Source organism: Streptomyces sp. NPDC027189 (assembly GCF_055566975.1).
Window position 1 is genome coordinate 169,364 of sequence record NZ_JBVHRI010000002.1, and the last position, 19,122, is coordinate 188,485.

Annotated in this window: 15 protein-coding genes; 9 read left to right on the plus strand and 6 right to left on the minus strand. The window is 69.6% G+C overall.

What is annotated here, in order from left to right:
- Window positions 1–16 precede the first annotated feature (16 nt).
- The 4 genes from iolD to iolC all read right to left on the minus strand — a co-directional run bounded on the left by iolD (window position 17) and on the right by iolC (window position 4,763).
- Window positions 17–1,888: a 3D-(3,5/4)-trihydroxycyclohexane-1,2-dione acylhydrolase (decyclizing) gene (gene iolD, locus ACZ4RZ_RS05345; RefSeq protein ID WP_467742230.1), complete on the minus strand. Its 1,872-nt coding sequence runs from the start codon at window positions 1,886–1,888 to the stop codon at window positions 17–19.
- Window positions 1,888–2,796: a 5-deoxy-glucuronate isomerase gene (gene iolB, locus ACZ4RZ_RS05350; protein WP_467742232.1), complete on the minus strand. Its 909-nt coding sequence runs from the start codon at window positions 2,794–2,796 to the stop codon at window positions 1,888–1,890. The genes iolD and iolB overlap by 1 nt, the downstream gene beginning before the upstream one ends.
- A gap of 65 nt (window positions 2,797–2,861) precedes the next feature.
- Entirely contained in the window at window positions 2,862–3,740 is an 879-nt protein-coding gene (locus tag ACZ4RZ_RS05355; protein ID WP_467742234.1) for a Cgl0159 family (beta/alpha)8-fold protein, read from the minus strand.
- Between the two features lie 66 nt (window positions 3,741–3,806).
- Window positions 3,807–4,763 carry a 5-dehydro-2-deoxygluconokinase gene (iolC, locus tag ACZ4RZ_RS05360; protein WP_467742236.1) on the minus strand — a complete coding sequence of 319 codons (957 nt, stop codon included), beginning with the start codon at window positions 4,761–4,763 and terminating at the stop codon, window positions 3,807–3,809.
- Between the two features lie 285 nt (window positions 4,764–5,048).
- Between iolC and ACZ4RZ_RS05365 the strand changes: the two genes are divergently transcribed.
- From ACZ4RZ_RS05365 to ACZ4RZ_RS05385, 5 genes are read left to right on the plus strand one after another with little or no spacing between them, the layout of a single operon-like run.
- A complete protein-coding gene (locus ACZ4RZ_RS05365) occupies window positions 5,049–6,068 on the plus strand; it encodes a sugar ABC transporter substrate-binding protein (RefSeq protein ID WP_467742238.1) in 1,020 nt (339 codons plus the stop codon).
- Window positions 6,068–7,144: an ABC transporter permease gene (locus ACZ4RZ_RS05370; protein ID WP_467742240.1), complete on the plus strand. Its 1,077-nt coding sequence runs from the start codon at window positions 6,068–6,070 to the stop codon at window positions 7,142–7,144. Before ACZ4RZ_RS05365 ends, ACZ4RZ_RS05370 begins: the two co-directional genes overlap by 1 nt.
- A gap of 8 nt (window positions 7,145–7,152) precedes the next feature.
- Window positions 7,153–8,067, plus strand: coding sequence for an ATP-binding cassette domain-containing protein (locus tag ACZ4RZ_RS05375; protein WP_467742242.1), 915 nt, complete (start codon window positions 7,153–7,155; stop codon window positions 8,065–8,067).
- Window position 8,068: 1 nt separating this feature from the next.
- On the plus strand, window positions 8,069–8,971 hold the full coding sequence (locus ACZ4RZ_RS05380; protein WP_467742244.1) for a sugar phosphate isomerase/epimerase family protein: 903 nt from the start codon (window positions 8,069–8,071) through the stop codon (window positions 8,969–8,971).
- 26 nt (window positions 8,972–8,997) lie between these two features.
- Window positions 8,998–10,017 (plus strand): Gfo/Idh/MocA family protein, encoded by a 1,020-nt coding sequence (locus ACZ4RZ_RS05385; protein WP_467742246.1) that lies wholly within the window; start codon window positions 8,998–9,000, stop codon window positions 10,015–10,017.
- 335 nt (window positions 10,018–10,352) lie between these two features.
- Here the strand turns inward: ACZ4RZ_RS05385 and ACZ4RZ_RS05390 are convergent, their stop codons facing one another.
- Window positions 10,353–12,116 (minus strand): SpoIIE family protein phosphatase, encoded by a 1,764-nt coding sequence (locus ACZ4RZ_RS05390; protein WP_467742248.1) that lies wholly within the window; start codon window positions 12,114–12,116, stop codon window positions 10,353–10,355.
- A 236-nt stretch (window positions 12,117–12,352) separates the two neighbouring features.
- Window positions 12,353–13,441 (minus strand): LacI family DNA-binding transcriptional regulator, encoded by a 1,089-nt coding sequence (locus ACZ4RZ_RS05395; RefSeq protein WP_467742250.1) that lies wholly within the window; start codon window positions 13,439–13,441, stop codon window positions 12,353–12,355.
- 194 nt (window positions 13,442–13,635) lie between these two features.
- Here ACZ4RZ_RS05395 and ACZ4RZ_RS05400 point away from each other — a divergent pair, with 194 nt between their 5' ends.
- From ACZ4RZ_RS05400 to ACZ4RZ_RS05415, 4 genes are all read left to right on the plus strand, one after another.
- Window positions 13,636–14,562, plus strand: a complete 927-nt coding sequence (locus ACZ4RZ_RS05400) for a carbohydrate ABC transporter permease (RefSeq protein ID WP_467742251.1) — start codon at window positions 13,636–13,638, stop codon at window positions 14,560–14,562.
- Between the two features lie 4 nt (window positions 14,563–14,566).
- Window positions 14,567–15,511 (plus strand): carbohydrate ABC transporter permease, encoded by a 945-nt coding sequence (locus ACZ4RZ_RS05405; protein ID WP_467742253.1) that lies wholly within the window; start codon window positions 14,567–14,569, stop codon window positions 15,509–15,511.
- A 92-nt stretch (window positions 15,512–15,603) separates the two neighbouring features.
- The gene (locus ACZ4RZ_RS05410) at window positions 15,604–16,947 is read left to right on the plus strand and encodes an ABC transporter substrate-binding protein (RefSeq protein WP_467742255.1); all 1,344 of its coding nucleotides are present in this window, start codon (window positions 15,604–15,606) and stop codon (window positions 16,945–16,947) included.
- A 101-nt stretch (window positions 16,948–17,048) separates the two neighbouring features.
- On the plus strand, window positions 17,049–19,106 hold the full coding sequence (locus ACZ4RZ_RS05415; RefSeq protein WP_467742257.1) for a beta-galactosidase: 2,058 nt from the start codon (window positions 17,049–17,051) through the stop codon (window positions 19,104–19,106).
- The last annotated feature ends 16 nt before the right edge of the window (window positions 19,107–19,122 follow it).

Consider the following 19,122-nt stretch of genomic DNA (forward strand, 5'->3'; position numbering starts at 1 on the left):
GGGAAGTTCAAAGGAGTCAGAGGTGGCGGCGGCGCCCTGCGGCGTGACCGTCGTACCGTTCACGGGCGTTCACGGCGGCTTCGCGCGAGGCCACTTCGGCGACGGGTACGTCCCACCAGGCCTCGGCCGGAGGGGCGGTAGGCGTCGGGTCGGTCTCGACGTACACGCACGTCGGCCGGTCCGAGGCGCGCGCCGCGGCCAGCGCGTCCCGCAGTTCCCGTACGGTCTTGGCGCGCAGGACGTCCATGCCGAGGCTGGCGGCGTTGGCGGCGAGGTCCACCGGGAGCGGAGACCCGGAGAAGGTGCCGTCGGCGGCGCGGTAGCGGTAGGCGGTGCCGAAGCGCTCGCCGCCGGTCTCCTCGGAGAGGCCGCCGATGGAGGCGTAGCCGTGGTTCTGGATCAGCACCAGGTTGACGGGCAGGCCCTCCTGGACGGCGGTGACGATCTCGGTGGGCATCATCAGATACGTGCCGTCGCCGACCAGCGACCAGACCGGTGTGCCGGGGGCGGCCTGCTGGACGCCGATGCCGGCCGGGATCTCGTAGCCCATGCACGAGTAGCCGTATTCCAGGTGGTACTGGCGCGGGCTGCGCGCCCGCCACAGCTTGTGGAGGTCGCCCGGGAGCGAGCCGGCCGCGTTGATGACCACGTCGTCGTCGCCGACGACCGCGTCCAGGGCGCCGAGGAGCTGGGTCTGGGTGGGCACGGCGGAGTCCTCGGCCCGGTAGGCGGTCTCGACCACTTCCTCCCAACGCGCCTTGCCCGCGCGGTACTCGGCTTCGTACGCCTCGTCGACCCGGTGGTCGGACAGCCCCTCTGCGAGCGCCTCAAGCCCCGTCCGCGCGTCCGCGACCAGGGTGCGGGCGGCGAGCTTGTGGGCGTCGAAGGCGGTGATGTTGAGGTTGACGAACCGGACACCGGGCTCCTGGAACAGCGTGTTGGACGCGGTGGTGAAGTCGGTGTAGCGGGTGCCGACCCCGATGATCAGGTCGGCGGTGCGGGCGATGTCGTCACAGACGGCGGTGCCGGTGTGACCGATGCCGCCGAGGTCGGCGGGGTGGTCGTAGCGCAGGGAGCCCTTGCCCGCCTGCGTGGAGGCGACGGGGATGCCGGTGGCGTCGACCAGGGCCTTCAGCGCGCCCTCGGCCTCACTGTGGTGCACTCCCCCGCCGGCGACGATCAGCGGGCGTCCGGCGGCGCGGATCGCCTGTACGGCTTCGGCGAGTTCGACCGGGTCGGGTGCGGGCCGGCGTACGTGCCAGACGCGCTCGGCGAAGAACTCCTCCGGCCAGTCGTACGCCTCCGCCTGCACGTCCTGCGGCATGGCGAGGGTGACGGCGCCGGTCTCGGCCGGGTCGGTCAGGACCCGCATCGCGTTGAGGGCGGACGGGATCAGCGTCTCGGGACGGGTGATCCGGTCGAAGTAGCGGGAGACCGGGCGCAGGGTGTCGTTGACGGAGACGTCTGCCTCGACCGGGTGTTCCAACTGCTGGAGCAGCGGGTCGGCCGGGCGGGTCGCGAAGTAGTCGCCGGGCAGGAGCAGTACGGGCAGGCGGTTGACGGTGGCCAGGGCCGCGCCGGTGACCAGGTTGGTGGCGCCGGGCCCGATGGACGTGGTGACGGCCTGGGCGGAGAGGCGGTTGAGCTGGCGGGCGTAGCCGACCGCCGCGTGCACCATGGACTGCTCGTTGCGGCCCTGATGGAAGGGCATGGTGTCCTCGCCGGCCTCCAGCAGCGCCTGGCCGATGCCCGCCACATTGCCGTGGCCGAAGATGCCCCAGGTGCCGGCGATCAGCCGGTGCCGTACGCCGTCGCGCTCGCTGTACTGCGCGGACAGGAAGCGCACCAGTGCCTGGGCGACGGTCAGACGGCGGGTGGGGGTGCTCATCAGGACTTCTCCGGTGCCGTGTAGAGGGGGAGGCGGGGGTCGACGGGCCGCTCGGGCCAGGTGGCGCGGATCCAGGCGTGGTCGGGGTGATCGCAGATCAGCCAGGCGCGGTCGGCGCCGGGACCCGCCATGACGTTGAGGTAGTACATGTCGTGTCCCGGCACGGCCATGGACGGTCCGTGCCAGCCGTCCGGGATGAGGACGACGTCGCCGTCGCGCACCTCGGCCAGCACGTCGGTGTTGGTGCCGTGGCCCGAGGGCGAGACCCGCTGGTAGCCGAAACCGGGCGTGCCCTCGTGGGCGGCGAACTCGAAGTAGTAGATCTCCTCCAGCTCCGACTCCTCGCCGGGCCGGTGCTCGTCGTGCTTGTGCGGCGGGAAGGAGGACCAGTTGCCGCCAGGCGTGATCACCTCGACGGCGATCAACCTGTCGCACTCGAAACCCTGTCCATCAGCGCCTCCGGCGCGGGCTGCCGCACCGAAGTTGTTGACCTGGCGCGAGCAGTTGCCGGTGCCGCGCAGCTCGACCGGGACGGCGGAGGCGGGTCCGTAGCGGGCCGGCAGCCGACGGGCGCAGCGGGCGCCGGTGAGCGCGAACCGCCCGCCGTCGCGCGAGGCGATCGAGACCTGGGCGTCCCGGGGGACGTACGCGAAGTCGCTCACCCCGCTGAAGACGCTCTCGCGCCCGGCGAGCCGGAAGGTGTCGCCGCCGACGGCGACGGTGCAGCCGCCCGACAGCGGGAGCACGATCCACTCGCTGTCGCCGCTGTCGAAGGCGTGCCAGCCACCGGGCGGCAGTTCGAGGACACGCAGGCTGGAGTAGCCCCAGTCGGCGGACTCGGGGGTGACGTCGACGGTGTAGGCGTCGGTGGTGGCCTTGCCCGCGGGAAGGTGGTGCGTGGTGGTCATCGGGTGGCTCCTGTACGGGGCTCAGAACAGGCTGAACAGGGGTTCAGAACAGGCTGAACGGGGATTCAGAGCAGGCCGACCGCGGTGTCCACCGCGGTCTCCACGCTGCCCTCGGCGGGGTACAGCAGCGACCGGCCGACGACCATGCCCTGGACGGTGGGCAGCCGCAGGGCCTTGCGCCATCTCTCGTACGCCCCTTCCTGGTCCCTGCCGACCTCGCCGCCGAGCAGCACGGCGGGCAGGGTGGACGCCTCCAGTACCTCGGCCATGTCGTCCGGGTCGTTGGTGACCGGCAGCTTGAGCCAGGTGTAGGCGGAGGTGCCACCGAGGCCGGAGGCGATGGCGATGGACCGGGTGACGGCTTCGGCGCTCAGGTCATTGCGGACCGTGCCTTCCACCCGGCGGGATATGAACGGCTCGACGAACAGCGGCAGTCGGCGGGCGGCCATGTCGTCGACGGCGCGGGCCGTGGTCTGCAGGGTCTCCAGGGAGCCGGGGTCGTCGTAGTCGATGCGCAGCAGGAGCTTTCCGGCGTCGAAGCGGAGCCGCTCGATGTCCTCGGCACGGTGGCCGGTGAAGCGGTCGTCCATCTCGAAGGAGGCGCCGGCGAGCCCTCCGCGGTTCATGGAGCCCATCACGACCTTGTCCTCCAGGACGCCCAGGAGCAGCAGGTCCTCCAGGATGTCGGCGGTGGCCAGCACCCCGTCCACACCGGGCCTGGACAGCGCGATGCAGAGGCGTTCCAGGAGGTCGGCGCGGTTGGCCATGGCCAGGCGGTGCTCGCCGACACCGAGGGCGCCGCGCGCGGGGTGGTCGGCGGCCACGATCATCAGGCGGCCGCTGTCGCCGATCAGCGGGCGGCGGACACGGCGGGCGGCCGCTTCGGCGATGGCCTCCGGGTGCCGGGCGCGCACCGTGACGAGGTCGGGGATGCTGATGCTCAAGACAGGCTCCGTTCAGGGGTGGCGTCGGTCGGCCGCGTATGCGGGGCGCCTCGGCCTCGGACTCGGTCAGCCGCGTACGAGGAGGTCCTCGACCTCGGACTCGGTCGGCATCGCGGAGGAGCAGGCGAGGCGGGAGGCGACGAGCGCGCCGGCCGCGTTGGCGTACCGGATGGTCTTCTCCAACTCCCAGCCGGACAGCAGACCGTGGCAGAGCGAGCCGCCGAACGCGTCTCCGGCGCCGAGGCCGTTGACGACCTCCACCGGTACCGGCGGGACTTCTGCGACGGTGCCGTCGCGGTGGACGGCCAGGACTCCCTTGGGACCCTGTTTGACGACGGCCAGTTCCACACCGGCGTCGAGGAGGGCCTGGGCGCAGGCCCGTGGTTCGCGTACTCCGGTGGCGATCTCGCACTCGTCGAGGTTTCCGACGGCGACCGTGGCGTGGCGCAGGGCCTCGGCGTAGTACGGGCGCGCGCTGTCGGGGTCCTTCCAGAACATCGGGCGCCAGTCGAGGTCGAAGACCGTGGTGCCCGACTTGGCGCGTGCCTTCAGGGCGGCGAGCGTGGCCGAGCGGCTGGGCTCCTCGCTCAGTCCGGTGCCGGTGATCCAGAAGATGCGGGCGCCTCGGATGGCGAAGAAGTCCAGCTCATCGGTGTGGATCTCCAGATCCGGTGCCTTGGGCCGCCGGTAGAAGTACAGCGGGAAGTCGTCCGGCGGGAAGATCTCGCAGAAGGTGATCGGCGTGGGATACGCGGCCACGGGAGTGACCCAGCGGTCGTCGACGCCGAACTCCTTGAGCGCCTGGTGGAGATAGGTGCCGAAGGGGTCCTGGCCGGTGCGGGTGATCACCGCGGTGGCGCGGCCCAGGCGCGCGGCGGCCACCGCGACATTGGCCGCCGAGCCGCCGAGGAACTTTCCGAAGGACTCGACCTGCGCGAGCGGCACACCCGTCTGCAGGGGGTAGAGATCGACGCCGATACGTCCCATGGTGATGACGTCGAAGGATTCAGCGGACTCAGGCATGCGTGACGCTCCTGATGCGTGGGATGCGGGCAATGGGGCGCCCGATGCCTCTTAGGTGTATGACCCACAGCAAGCTCCTGTCAAGACTTTGTACTGACATTCGGACCTGCTCAGGAAATGATGTCTTAACAAAGTATTGACAGGCGGGTGCAACAGGGACTTGTATCCCGTCCCAACGAAACAGCCACGTCACCGGCTCAAGACCCGGACCTGCCGTCCGGGCCCCGTACGGGCCCCGCGCCCCGCCGTCCCGTTTCCCCCGTCGCACAGTGAGGTGCTGGAAAGATGGACCGCACGCTTCACCCCCGCTCTCGCAGAATCGCCCCACTCGTCGCGACAGTCGCGGCGTCCGCGCTGCTCATAGCCGGCTGCTCCAGCAGCTCCGGCGGCAAGAAGTCCGAGGAAGGCGGTGCCGCCGCCTCCGCGGGCAAGGCCAACACCCCCCGCATGACGGTCGCCCTGGTCACTCACCAGTCGCCCGGCGACACGTTCTGGGACATCGTCCGCAAGGGCGCCGAGGCCGCAGCGGCCAAGGACAACATCAAGCTGGTCTACTCCGCCAACCCCAGCGCGGGCGAGCAGGCCAACCTGGTCCAGAACGCCATCGACCAGAAGGTCGACGGCATCGCGATCACCCTTGCCAAGCCGGACGCCATGAAGGACGTCGTGAGCAAGGCGAAGTCGGCCGGCATTCCCGTGGTCGGCCTCAACTCCGGTGTGAGCGACTGGAAGAAGCTCGGCCTGATGGAGTTCTTCGGGCAGGACGAGACGGTGGCGGGCGAGGCGCTCGGCAACAAGCTGAACTCCGAAGGCGCCAAGAAGGCCGTCTGCGTGATCCAGGAGCAGGGGAACATCGGCCTCACCCAGCGCTGCGACGGCGTGAAAAAGACGTTCAGCGGGAAGACGGAGACCCTCTACGTCAACGGCACCGACATGCCGTCCGTGAAGTCCACGATCACCGCCAAGCTCAAGCAGGACAGCGCGATCGACTATGTCGTCACCCTCGGCGCCCCGTTCGCGCTGACCGCCGTGCAGTCGGTGGGCGACGCGGGCAGCAAGGCGAAGATCGCGACCTTCGACCTCAACAAGGACCTGACGACCGCCATCAGCAAGGGCACCATCCAGTTCGCTGTCGACCAACAGCCCTACCTGCAGGGCTACCTGGCGATCGATTCCCTGTGGCTCTACAAGAACAACGGCAACTACAGCGGCGGCGGCGAGCAGCCGATCCTGACCGGCCCGGCCTTCGTCGACAAGTCCAACGTCGAGACCGTCGCCGAGTTCGCCGCGAAGGGCACCCGGTGATGAGCATGACCCAGCAGGCTGCGCCGGCGGTGCCCTCACCGCCGGCCCCCGGCCCCAGCAAGACCGACGGGCGGACCGCGCAACGCCCCCTGGTGTTCAGCGTGCTCGCACGGCCCGAAGTGGGCGTCTTCCTCGGCGCCGTAGCGGTGTACGTCTTCTTCCTCGTCTCGGCGCCGCCGGTGCGCGACGGCGGCTCGATGGCCAACATCCTCTACCAGTCGTCGACCATCGGGATCATGGCGCTGCCCGTGGCGCTGCTGATGATCGGCGGGGAGTTCGACCTGTCGGCCGGCGTCGCCGTCATCACTTCGGCGCTGACCGCGAGCATGCTCAGCTACCAGCTGACCATGAACGTCTGGGTCGGCGTGATCGTCGCCCTCCTCGTGTCGCTGGCGGTCGGCTTCTTCAACGGCTGGATGGTGGTCAAGACCGGGCTGCCCAGCTTCCTGGTCACCCTCGGCACCTTCCTGATCCTTCAGGGCGCGAACCTCGCGGTCACCAAGCTGGTCACCACCAACGTGGCCACCGACGACATCAGCAACATGGACGGCTTCGACCAGGCGAAGAAGATCTTCGCCTCGTCCTTCGACGTCGGCGGCGTCCAGGTGAAGATCACCATCGTGTACTGGCTGATCTTCGCGGCCCTGGCCACGTGGGTGCTGCTGCGCACCAAGTACGGCAACTGGATCTTCGCGGTCGGCGGCAACCAGGACTCCGCACGGGCCGTCGGTGTGCCGGTGACCTTCACCAAGATCTCGCTGTTCATGACCGTGGGCTTCGGCGCCTGGTTCGTCGGCATGCACCAGCTGTTCTCGTTCAACACCGTGCAGTCCGGCGAGGGCGTGGGCCAGGAGCTGATCTACATCTCCGCGGCGGTGATCGGCGGCTGTCTGCTGACCGGCGGCTACGGCTCCGCGATCGGCCCGGTCTTCGGCGCCTTCATGTTCGGCATGGTGCAGCAGGGCATCGTGTACGCCGGCTGGAACCCCGACTGGTTCAAGGCCTTCCTCGGCGTGATGCTGCTCGGCGCCACGCTCATCAATCTGTGGGTCCGCCGCACGGCGACCCGGAGGTGAACTGACTCATGACCAGCAACGGATCCGGAACGGCGGGCGCCATCCTCGCCGACACCCCGCCCGAGGACGGCACCGCCGCCCTCGTCGAGCTGCGCAACGCGGGCAAGTCCTACGGCAACATCCGCGCCCTGCACGGCGTCTCCCTCGCCGTGCACCCCGGCCGGGTGACCTGTGTGCTCGGCGACAACGGCGCCGGAAAGTCCACCCTCATCAAAATCATCTCGGGGCTGCACCAGCACACCGAGGGCGAGTTCCTCGTCGACGGCGCGCCGGTGCGCTTCAGCACACCGCGTGAGGCGCTCGACAAGGGCATCGCCACCGTCTACCAGGACCTGGCGACCGTCCCGCTGATGCCGGTGTGGCGGAACTTCTTCCTCGGCTCCGAGATGACCAAGGGCCCCTGGCCCGTGCGCCGCCTCGACATCGCGAGGATGAAGCAGACCGCCGACGAGGAACTGCGCAACATGGGCATCGTCCTCGACGACCTCGACCAGCCGATCGGCACGCTCTCCGGTGGCCAGCGCCAGTCCGTGGCGATCGCCCGCGCCGTCTACTTCGGGGCGCGGATCCTGATCCTGGACGAGCCCACGGCCGCGCTCGGCGTCAAGCAGTCCGGTGTCGTGCTGAAGTACATCGCCGCCGCCCGCGACCGCGGCCTCGGCGTCATCTTCATCACCCACAACCCCCACCACGCCTACATGGTCGGCGACCACTTCAGCGTGCTCCGCCTCGGCACCATGGAGCTCAGCGCCGACCGCAGCGAGGTCAGCCTGGAAGAGCTCACCAACCACATGGCCGGCGGCGCCGAACTGGCCGCACTCAAGCACGAGTTGGCGCAGGTACGCGGCGTCGACGTCGAGGAGCTCCCCGAAGCGGAAGACCTCCAGGCACCCGTGGCGGCCTCCTCCGAAGGGACCTCCTGAGATGACCACTCCCCTCGACCGCATCCGGGTCGGCTCGGCCCCCGACTCCTGGGGCGTCTGGTTCCCCGACGACCCGCAGCAGGTGCCCTGGGAACGGTTCCTGGACGAGGTCGCCGAGGCCGGCTACTCCTGGATCGAACTCGGCCCGTACGGCTATCTGCCGACCGACCCCGCCCGGCTCACCGACGAGGTGAACAGGCGCCGGCTGACGGTGTCGGCCGGCACGATCTTCACCGGGCTGCACCGCGGACCCTCGGTCTGGGAGTCCACCTGGAAGCACGTCAGTGAGGTCGCCGCCCTCACCCAGGCCATGGGCGCAAAGCACCTGGTGGTCATCCCGTCCTTCTGGCGGGACGACAAGACCGCCGAGATCCTCGAGCCGCCGGAGCTGACCGCCGAGCAGTGGGCCCACCTGACCAAGGGCATGGAGCGGCTCGGCCACGAGGTCAAGGAGACGTACGGCCTCGACATCGTCGTCCACCCGCACGCCGACACCCACATCGACACCGAGGACCACGTCGAGCGCTTCCTCGACTCGACCGACTCCGAGCTGGTCAACCTCTGCCTGGACACCGGGCACTACGCCTACTGCGGCGGCGACAGCGTGAAGCTCATCGAGACCTACGGTGAGCGGATCGGCTATCTGCACCTCAAGCAGGTCGACCCCGACATCCTCGCCGACGTCGTCAAGAACGAGGTGCCGTTCGGCCCCGCCGTCCAGCGCGGCGTGATGTGCGAACCCCCGTCCGGCGTACCGGAGTTGGAGCCGGTGCTGGTCGCGGCCCAGCGCCTGGGCGTCGAGCTGTTCGCCATCGTCGAGCAGGACATGTACCCCTGCGAGCCGGACAAGCCGCTGCCCATCGCCGTGCGCACCCGCAAGTTCCTCCGCTCCTGCGGTGCCTGAACCACCCGAAGGGACCACCGAACACCATGACCCAGCGCGGAACGCTCGGCATCGCCGTCATCGGCACCGGCCGGATGGGGGCCGACCACGTACGCCGTATCACCGAGGTCATCAGCGGGGCGCGGGTGACCGCCGTCGCGGACCTCGACGCGGAACGGGCCAAACAGCTCGCCGCGGGCATCGACGGCTGCACCGCGTACACCGACCCGGCCGCCGCCATGGCCGCGGACGACGTCGACGCCGTGATCATCGCCTCGCCCGGCCCGGCCCACGAGGCGGCGCTGCTCACCGCCTTCGAGCACGACCTGCCGGTGCTGTGCGAGAAGCCGCTCACACCGGACGCGGCCTCCGCGCTGCGCGTCATGGAGGCCGAGCAGAAGCTCGGCCACCGGCGGGTCCAGGTCGGGTTCATGCGGCGGTACGACGCCGAGTACATGAAGCTCAAGACGCTGCTGGACAGTGGCGAACTGGGCCGGCCGCTGATGCTGCACAACCGGCACCGCAACGCCGACGTCCTGCCGTACTTCACCGAGCAGATGCTGATCAACGACTCCGTGGTGCACGAGATGGACGTCGCCCGGTGGCTGCTGGGGCAGGAGATCACCGCGGTCACGGTGATGAAGCCGAAGCCCTCCGGCAACGCGCCCGAGGGCCTGTCCGACCCGCAGTTCGTCGTCTTCGAGACCGACGGGGGCACCCTGGTCGACGTCGAGATCTACGTCAACTGCCGCTTCGGCTACCAGGTGCAGGCCGAGGCGGTCTGCGAGAACGGCACGGCACGGATCGGCGAGGCCCACGGGATGCTCGTCAACGCTGCGGGGCGGTGGGGCGGTTCCATCGCCCCGGACTTCGTGGAGCGGTTCGTGGACGCCTACGACCGCGAGGTCCAGGCCTGGGTCGACGCCACGCTGCGCGGCGAGGTCACGGGGCCCAGCAGCTGGGACGGATACGCCGCGGCGGCCGTCTGCGAGGCGGGTGTCCGCGCCCAGGCGGAGAGCCGTCGGACCGAGGTCGAACTGATCGAGCGCCCCGCCCTCTACCGCTGACCCGCGGGGAGGCACTCCCCCATAATGGCCGCCCCGAGGCCTCCGAGCGCTCGGAGGCCCAGTTCTGGAACTCCCTCGACGAGTTGCTGCCGCTGTTCGAGCGCGAGGGCATCCGCCTCGCCCTCGAACCCCACCCGGACGCCTTCATGGAGAACGGCTACGACGCGATCAATTCATCGGGCAGGGCGGGGGGACTTCGAAGAGCTGTTCCGCCCGCTGAAGTCCCACGACTTCGACGGCACCCTCACGGCCTGCGTGCTCGCCCGGGAGGAACGGGCCAAGGAGCCGTCGGTCCTCATGCGCGAGAAGATCGCCGAGTAGCTCGCCCACGTGCGTCAGAGGTGGGTCAGACGGTGCACGCGGGCGGCGAGCACGGCGACGTCGTCCGCTGCGGGGCCGCTCATCAGCTGGGCCAGGACATCGTCGACGATCTTGTCGAGGCTGTCTCGCGGGGAGAGTCGCAGGCGAGTGAGGCGACGGAGGGACTCGTCGATGTCCTCGTCACGGCGTTCCACCAGGCCGTCGGTGTAGAGCAGCAGGGTCCCGCCGGGCACACCCGGGCGCGTGACCGTCTCGTACGAGCCGAACCCGGTACCCAGCGGTGGACCCACTGGGAGGGGCACGATCTCGGTGTGTCCCTGCGGAGTGAGCCGGAGGGGAGGCAGGTGTCCCGCGTTGGCGTACGAGACGGTGTTGGCGCGAGGGTCGCCGAGCGCCAGCAGGCAGGTGGCGACCCGGTCGAAGCCGGCGTCGGCGACCATGCGGTCGGCGTGCTGGAGCATCTCGTCCGGTCGCAGCCCGGTGTCGGCCAGCGCTCGCAGCATGGACCGGTAGTGGCTCATGGCGACGGCCGCCTCGACTCCGTGACCCATGACATCGCCGATGACCAGGAGGTTACGGTCACGGGACAGGGCAAGGGCGTCGAACCAGTCGCCGCCTACCACCGTGGTGTCGTCCGCGGGCAGATACCGGAACGCCGTCTCCAGGTTCGGGTGGGGGACGCTCGGCTCGGTCAGCAAGGCCCGCTGCAGCTCCAGGGCCATCGCATGCTCGCGGGCGTAGCGGAAGGCCCGGTCCAGGGCCCGGGCGGCGCGGGTCGCCAACTCCTTTGCCACCACGGCGTCTTCGCGTGTGAAAGCGGGTGACGGGCCGACGCGCGCCATCGTGAGGGTACCGAGGAGACGGTCCTCGGTGCCCAGGGGTGTGATGAGTACGGAGTGGACCCCGGCAGCGCGATACCGGGCGATCCGATCGCCGTACGGTCCCGCGGGCACGTCGCCCGCCGAGAGGTCGTGCATCCAGGACCTGCCGGCGTCCAGACGCCGCCGGATCGGCGACCCCGCCTCGTATTCCACATACACACCCGTCGTGCCGATCTCCCCCAGCGTGGCCCTGAGCTGCGGTGCGGCACTGACGGCGGCCCGGCGCAGCCGTATCGCGCCGGGCGGAGTCTGCCGCCGCCCGCCCGGCCGATCCTGCTGGAACAGCTCCACGCCCGCGGCGTCCGCGAGCCCCGGGACCACGAAGTCGGCCAGCTCACCGCAGGTGGCATCGACGTCCAGGGTCGTGCCGATCCGCGTGACCGCGGTGTCCAGCAGCGCCATACGCTGGTGGGCACGCTCCAACTCGTGCAGATACTGGCGCGGTTCGGTGATCTCCAGAGCGACGCCGACCAGCCCGACGACCCTGCCGTGCTCGTCCTCCAGTCGGTGGTACGTCGCCCGCCACACGCGGCGCGCGGGAGGCGAGGGGGCGAGGGTGAACCCGGTGGCGACCAGCTGGCGGGGCCGCCCGTCTCGGAGCACCTCGCGCAGGACCTGCTCGGCGCGATCCAGTCCCGGAAGGACGTCAGTGAGGGCGCGGCCGAGGTGGGCCTCGGCGGACAGCCCGTCCGCCCGGGCCATGCGCGGGTTGACGTACAGAAAGCGCAGTTCGGTGTCGAGTACGGCCACTCCGGCCCTCGTGCCCTCCACGATCCTGCGCAGTACTCGGTACTCACGGCCGAGCGGCAGGCCCGCGACGAGGCCGCCCGCCGCCGCCAGCACCGCCTCGACGTCGCTGGAGATCAGGGGCTGCGCGGCAGGAACATCCGGCGCCACCGGCGTCCTCCTCGGCTCCCGGGAGTCTGCGACCCGCTGAACTTCCATGATCGGTCACACGGGCGTGCCGCGCACGCGCGTGAGGTCAGGGGGGCGGCGAGCAGGGCCGCGCAGGCGGTCGCCGGACCCCGGCCAGGTGGGCGGTCCATGCCTCTTGAAGCCGGACAAGGCCCGCGGGGGGAGCACGGCGTGCCCTCCATGCTGCTCGCGACGACCCTGCGCGGCGCGGCGCCGCTCTACTCGCCCACGGAAACAGGGGCCGGTGCGGTGCTGTCGCGGACCACGAGTCTTGTGGGGACGAGCGTGGTGCCGTGCTCTGCCCCCTCGTGGCGCATCCGTCGCAGTACTCCCTCGACGCACAGGCGTCCCACTTCGGCGAAGTCCTGGTGGACGGTGGTCAGGGGAGGCAGGAAGGAGCCGGCCTCGGGGATGTCGTCGAAGCCGATGACGCTGACGTCGTCGGGGATCTTGCGGCCGCGCTCGTGCAGGGCCCGCAACAGCCCCAGTGCCATCTGGTCGTTGGCGGCGAACACCGCCGTACAGTCCTTCTCGCCGGCGAGTCGCAGACCCGCGCGGTAGCCGGACTCCGCCGACCAGTCGCCTCGTACGACGGGTGGCAGGACGCGGCCGGCGCCGACGAGTTCGGCGCGCCAGGCGTCGGCACGGCGCTGTGCCGCGAAGGACTCCTCGGGACCTGCCAGATGCCAGACCGTGCGATGCCCCAGGTCCAGGAGGTGGCGTACGGCGGCACGGGCTCCGCCGGCCTGGTCGGTGTCGACCACGGTGTAGCGGTCGCCCGCGTCCGAGTCGGCGACCACGACCTGGACGTGGGGCGGCAGGGAGATGGTCGCCGCGTCGAGCAGATGCACTTCCATGATGACGATGACGGCGTCGACGGCGAGCTCGCCCAGCCGGGAGAAGGCGCCGCGCACCTCGTCCTGGGTGGGGACGGCCACGGGCAGGAGCGTGACGGCGTAACCCTCCTGCGCCGCGGAGGTGGCGATCGCCTCCAGGGTGCGCATATTGCCCGTGGTGGAGAGGTTGAAGGTGATGACGCCGATGGTGCGGAACTCGCCGCGCTTGAGGGCCCGGGCGGCGCTGTTGGGCCGGTAGCCCAGCTCCTTCATGGCCGTGAGCACCTGCTGCCGGGTCTCCTCGTTGACGCCCGCGTAACCGTTGGACACCCGGGAGACCGTCTGCGAGGAGACGCCGGCCAGGCGGGCGACATCCGCCATGGACGCACTCGGTGTGCGCCGCGCGGCCCGCTTCTCCGTACGCGTGCGTGCCCGATCCCTGCTCGTCGAGGCACCGTCCGCTGTGTCCACCCGTCTCCCTCGATTACCTGAGTCGCCGTTTCATCAGACGACCCTTGACCGCCGACATTGGGGCAGTGTAGACATGCCGCCATCAGATGTTTACGTAAACATAACAGCCCGAGGCCTCCTCCGGACCTCGATGTTTGCGTAAACATCGCGGCGGCGTACGACGCCGGTTCCGAGATGGACGAGCGAGGAACGACATGACGACGCTTCAACCGCCCGCGGCCGCGATACGGCCCCCGACCCGACCTCCGGCGAAACGGGACCGCCGTTCCTGGACAGGGTGGGGGTTCATCGGCCCGTTCGCGGTGGTCTTCGCCTTTGTCTTCCTGGCTCCGATCGCGTACTCGGTCTACCTCAGCCTCTTCCGGACCCAGCTCATCGGCGGCACCACCTTCGTGGGCCTCGACAACTACCAACAGGCCCTCCAGGACCACCAGTTCTGGGACTCCCTGGCCCGTGTGTCGCTGTTCCTGCTGGTGCAGGTGCCGATCATGCTGGGCATCGCCCTGCTCGTCGCGCTCGCGCTGGACAGCGGGCGACTGTACGGCAGGGACTTCTTCCGGATCTCGATCTTCCTGCCGTACGCGGTGCCCGCCGTGGTCGCCACCCTCATGTGGGGCTTCATGTACGGCACCCGGTTCGGCCTCGTAAGCGACATCAACGACGCCCTCGGCGTCTCGCTGCCCAACCCGCTCGGGCCCGACCTGATCCTGGCGTCGATCGGCAACATCGTCACCTGGGAGTTCGTCGGCTACAACATGCTGATCTTCTACTCCGCGCTCCGCGTCATCCCGCACTCGCTGTACGAGGCCGCGCAGATCGACGGCGCCGGACAGATCCGCGTCATCACCGCCATCAAGCTCCCGGCGATCCGCGGCGCCCTGGTCATCGCGACGATCTTCTCGATCATCGGCACGTTCCAGCTGTTCAACGAGCCGAGCATCCTGCAGAAGCTGGCGCCCAACTCCATCACCACCGACTACACCCCGAACTACTACACGTACTCGCTGTCCTTCTCGGGCCAGCAGAACAACTACTCCGCGACGGTCGCCATCGTCATGGGCGTCATCACCATGGTCATCGCCTACGTCGTCCAGCTGCGCGGCATGCGCAAGGGAGCGTGAAGCGATGAGCGGCTCTGTCACCACCCTCTCCCAGCCCGCACCTGCTTCGACCGGCTCCTCCGGCGCCGTGCCCCGGCTGCGCAAGCCGCGTCGGCACAGCCCGGGGCGCCCGCGGCGCAGTGTGCTGCTGACCGTGCTCACTGGTCTGATCCTGCTCTACTCCCTCGTGCCACTGGTCTGGCTGGTCATCAGCGCCACCAAGACCCAGGAGGGGCTGGCCCATTCGTTCGGGCTGTGGTTCAACGGCGACTTCGCCCTGTGGGACAACATCAAGGAGACGTTCACCTACAACGACGGCGTCTTCTCCCGCTGGCTGCTGAACACCGTGCTGTACGTGGTGCTCGGGGCCGGGGGTGCCACCTTGCTCGCGGTGCTGGGCGGTTACGCACTGGCGAAGTTCGACTTCCCGGGCAAGCGCGCCGTGTTCGCCGTCGTCATCGGTGCCGTCGCGGTGCCGGGCACCGCCCTCGCCGTACCCACCTTCCTGATGTTCAGCAAGATGGGCCTGACCGACACCCCGTGGGCGGTGATCATCCCCTCCCTCATCTCGCCCTTCGGCCTCTACTTGATGTGGGTGTTCGCCACCGAGGCCGTGCCCGCGGAGCTGATGGAGGCCGCCCGCATCGACGGCGCGGGCGAGCTGCGCACCTTCTTCCAGGTCGTCCTGCCGCTGCTGGCGCCCGGCATCGTGACCGTCTCGCTGTTCACGATGGTCGCCACCTGGAACAACTACTTCCTGCCGCTGATCATGCTCAAGGATCCCGACTGGTATCCGCTGACGCTGGGCCTCAACAGCTGGAACGCCCAGGCCGCGACCGCCGGCGGCACCCCCGTCTTCCACCTGGTGATCACCGGCTCACTGATCACGATCCTGCCGCTGATCGCCGCGTTCCTCCTGCTCCAGAAGTACTGGCAGTCCGGGCTCGCCGCCGGAAGCGTCAAGGAGTAACCCGCATCAAGCCCCCGCAACAACCCATCTCTCCCACAGTTCTCAACCCTCATCAGGCACGGTTTCGGCCACGACGAAGTGGAAGCACGTCCATGCACATGAACCCTCGCCGCCTGCTGCGCGGCCTCGCCCTGGTCTCCGCGCTCGCCCTGGGGGCGACCGCCTGCGGAGGCTCCGACGACAGCGGCTCCAGCTCGAAGCCGGTCTCCGCGAAGGACGTCGACGCGGCCCTGAAGAAGGGCGGCAACCTCACGGTGTGGGCCTGGGAGCCCACGCTCAAGCAGGTCGCCGCCGACTTCGAGAAGGAACACCCCGCGGTCCACGTCAACTTGGTCAACGCGGGCACCGGCAACGACCAGTACAAGGCCCTGCAGAACGCCATATCGGCGAAGAAGGGCGTCCCCGACGTCGCGCAGATCGAGTACTACGCGCTGGGCCAGTACGCCCTGACGAAGGGGCTCGACGACCTGACGCCGTACGGCGCGGACAAGCTCGCGAGCAAGTACTCCCCCGGCCCGCTGAACGCCGTGAAGGCCGGCACCAAGAACATCTACGCCCTGCCCATGGACTCCGGGCCCATGGCGCTGTTCTACAACAAGAAGGTCTTCGACAAGTACAAGATCAAGGTGCCGACCACCTGGGACGAGTACCTGACCGCGGCCCGTGCCCTGCACAAGGCCGACCCCAAGGCATACATCGCCAATGACACCGGCGACGCGGGCGAGACCACCAGCCTGCTGTGGCAGGCCGGTTCGCGGCCCTACAAGGTCGACGGCACCAAGGTGACGATCAACTTCTCCGACGCGGGCGCCAAGACGTACACCGACGTCTGGCAGAAGCTCCTCGACGAGAAGCTGCTCGCGCCCATCTCCGGCTGGACCGACGACTGGTACAAGGGGCTCGGCGACGGCACCATCGCGACCCTGGCCACCGGCGCCTGGATGCCCGCCAACTTCGCCACCGGCGTGAAGGGCGCGTCCGGCGACTGGCGCGCGGCGCCGCTGCCCGCGTGGACCGCGGGCGACAAGGCCAGCGCGGAGAACGGCGGCAGCTCCCTCGCACTGCCCACGCTGGGCAAGAACAAGGAACTCGCCTACGCCTTCGCCGAGTACGCGAACGCCGGCAAGGGCGTGCAGACCCGGCTCAAGGCGGGCGCCTTCCCGGCGACCACCGCGGACCTCCAGTCCAGCACCTTCCAGAACACCGAGTTCCCGTACTTCGGCGGGCAGAAGGCCAACAAGATCTTCGCCGAGTCGGCCGCGAACGTCGCCTCGGACTGGTCGTACCTGCCCTACCAGGTCTACGCCAACTCGATCTTCAACGACACCGTCGGCAAGGCCTATGTCTCCGGAACCAAGCTGACCGCCGCCCTGCAGTCCTGGCAGGACGCCTCGGTCAAGTACGGAAACGAGCAGGGCTTCACCGTCCAGAAGTAACCGCCCGGAAGCTGCCGCCGAGGAGCGAGCGCTCGGCGGCAGCCGCTCGGAAACAACCACGCACCCCGCGCCGCCGCGTGCAGCACACCGGAAGGACCACCATGATCTCCACCCTCCTGTCCCCGTTGCAGCACGGGCCGGACGGTGACCCCACCCCACGCCTCGCATACGGCGCCGACTACAACCCCGAGCAGTGGCCGCGCGAGGTGTGGGAGGAGGACGTACGGCTGATGCGCGAGGCCGGAGTCACCATCGTCTCCGTGGGGATCTTCTCCTGGGCCCGCATCCAGCCGGCCGAGAACGAGTGGGACTTCACCTGGCTCGACGAGGTCATGGACCTGCTGCACGCGGGCGGTATCGGGGTCGACCTGGCCACCGCCACCGCGTCCCCGCCGCCGTGGCTCGCCGCGGCGCACCCGGAGATCCTTCCGGTGACAGCCTCCGGCGAGACCCTGTGGCCGGGCGGCCGGCAGCACTGGCGGCCCACCTCACTCGTCTTCCGTGAGCACGCGCTGCGCCTGGTGCGGAAGATGGCTGAGCGGTACGCGAACCATCCCGCGCTGGTGGCCTGGCACGTCTCCAATGAGCTGGGCTGCCACAACATCCACGACTACTCCGACGACGCGGCCGGTGCCTTCCGCGACTGGCTGCGCGCCCGCTACTCCACTCTCGACGGCCTCAACCACGCCTGGGGCACCGCGTTCTGGTCCCAGCGGTTCAGCGACTGGGAGCAGATCCTGCCGCCCCGGCTTGCCGCCTCCTACCCGAATCCCACGCAACAGCTGGATTTCAAGCGTTTCTCCTCCGACGCGCTGAAGGATTATCTGCGCGCGGAGCGGGACCTGCTGCGCGAGATCACCCCCGGCGTTCCGGTCACCACGAACTTCATGGTGATGGGCGGCACCAAGGGGATGAACTACGCCGACTGGGCCGACGAGATCGACTTCGTCTCCAACGACCACTACGTCATGCCCGGCCCGCAGGACCGGGACGAGCTGTCCTTCTCCGCCAACCTCGTCAGCGGGATCGCGGGCGGGCGTCCGTGGTTCCTCATGGAGCACTCCACCAGTGGCGTGAACTGGCAGCCCGTCAACCTGGCCAAGCGGCCCGGCGACCTGGCCCGTGACTCGCTGCTGCACGTCGCGCACGGCGCCGACGCCGTGTGTTTCTTCCAGTGGCGCCAGTCGGCGGCCGGCGCCGAGAAGTACCACTCGGCGATGGTGCCGCACGCCGGGCCCGACAGCGAGGTCTTCCGCGCGGTGACCGGCCTCGGCCACACCCTGCGGACGCTGGCTCCGGTCGCGGGGACCGAGCGCGAGCCGGCCCGGGTCGGCATCGTCTTCGACTGGGAGTCGTGGTGGGCGAGCGAACAGGACTCCCACCCGACCTCCCGCCTCGACTACCGCCAGGAGGCGCTCGACTGGTACTCCGCCCTCCTTGCCCTCGGCGTGCGTGTCGACATCGTCACCACCCGGGCCGACCTCGACCGCTACGAACTGCTGATCGCCCCCGTGCTGCACATGGTGTCCGCGGCGCTGTCGAAGGAGCTCACGCGGTACGTCGAGCACGGCGGCCACCTGGTCACCACGTACTTCTCCGGTGTCGTGGACGAGAACGACCACATCTGGCTGGGCGGCTACCCGGGAGCACTGCGCGAGCTGCTCGGCATTCGCATCGAGGAGTTCGGGCCGCTGCTCGACGGCGACACGGTAGAGCTGGGACTGGGGCAGGACGGCGCCGCCACGGGCACCCTGTGGACCGACCGGATCACCGTCACCGACCCGGAGGTGGAGGTGCTGTCCCACTACCGCGACGGCACGTACGCCGGTCGCCCCGCCGTCACCCGCCGCGCGGTGGGCGGGGGTTCGGCCGCGTACGTCTCCACCCGGCTCGGTGTGGACGGCCTCACCGGCCTGCTGCCGCGGCTGCTCGCCCCCGCCGGTGTCCGCAGTGAACTGCCCGACGGCGCACGCGGCAGCGTCGAGCTGACCGTGCGCCGCGGCACCGACAGCCGCTATCTGTTCCTGGTCAACCGCACCGACGAGACGGTGCCGCTGACCGGGCTCTCCGGGGAACTCCTGATCGGCCACGCCGGAGACGACGGCGCCCCCGTCCTCTCCCCGAGGGAGGTCGCCGTGCTGCGGCAGCCCGCGACCTGACGACGGGGCTTCGTCA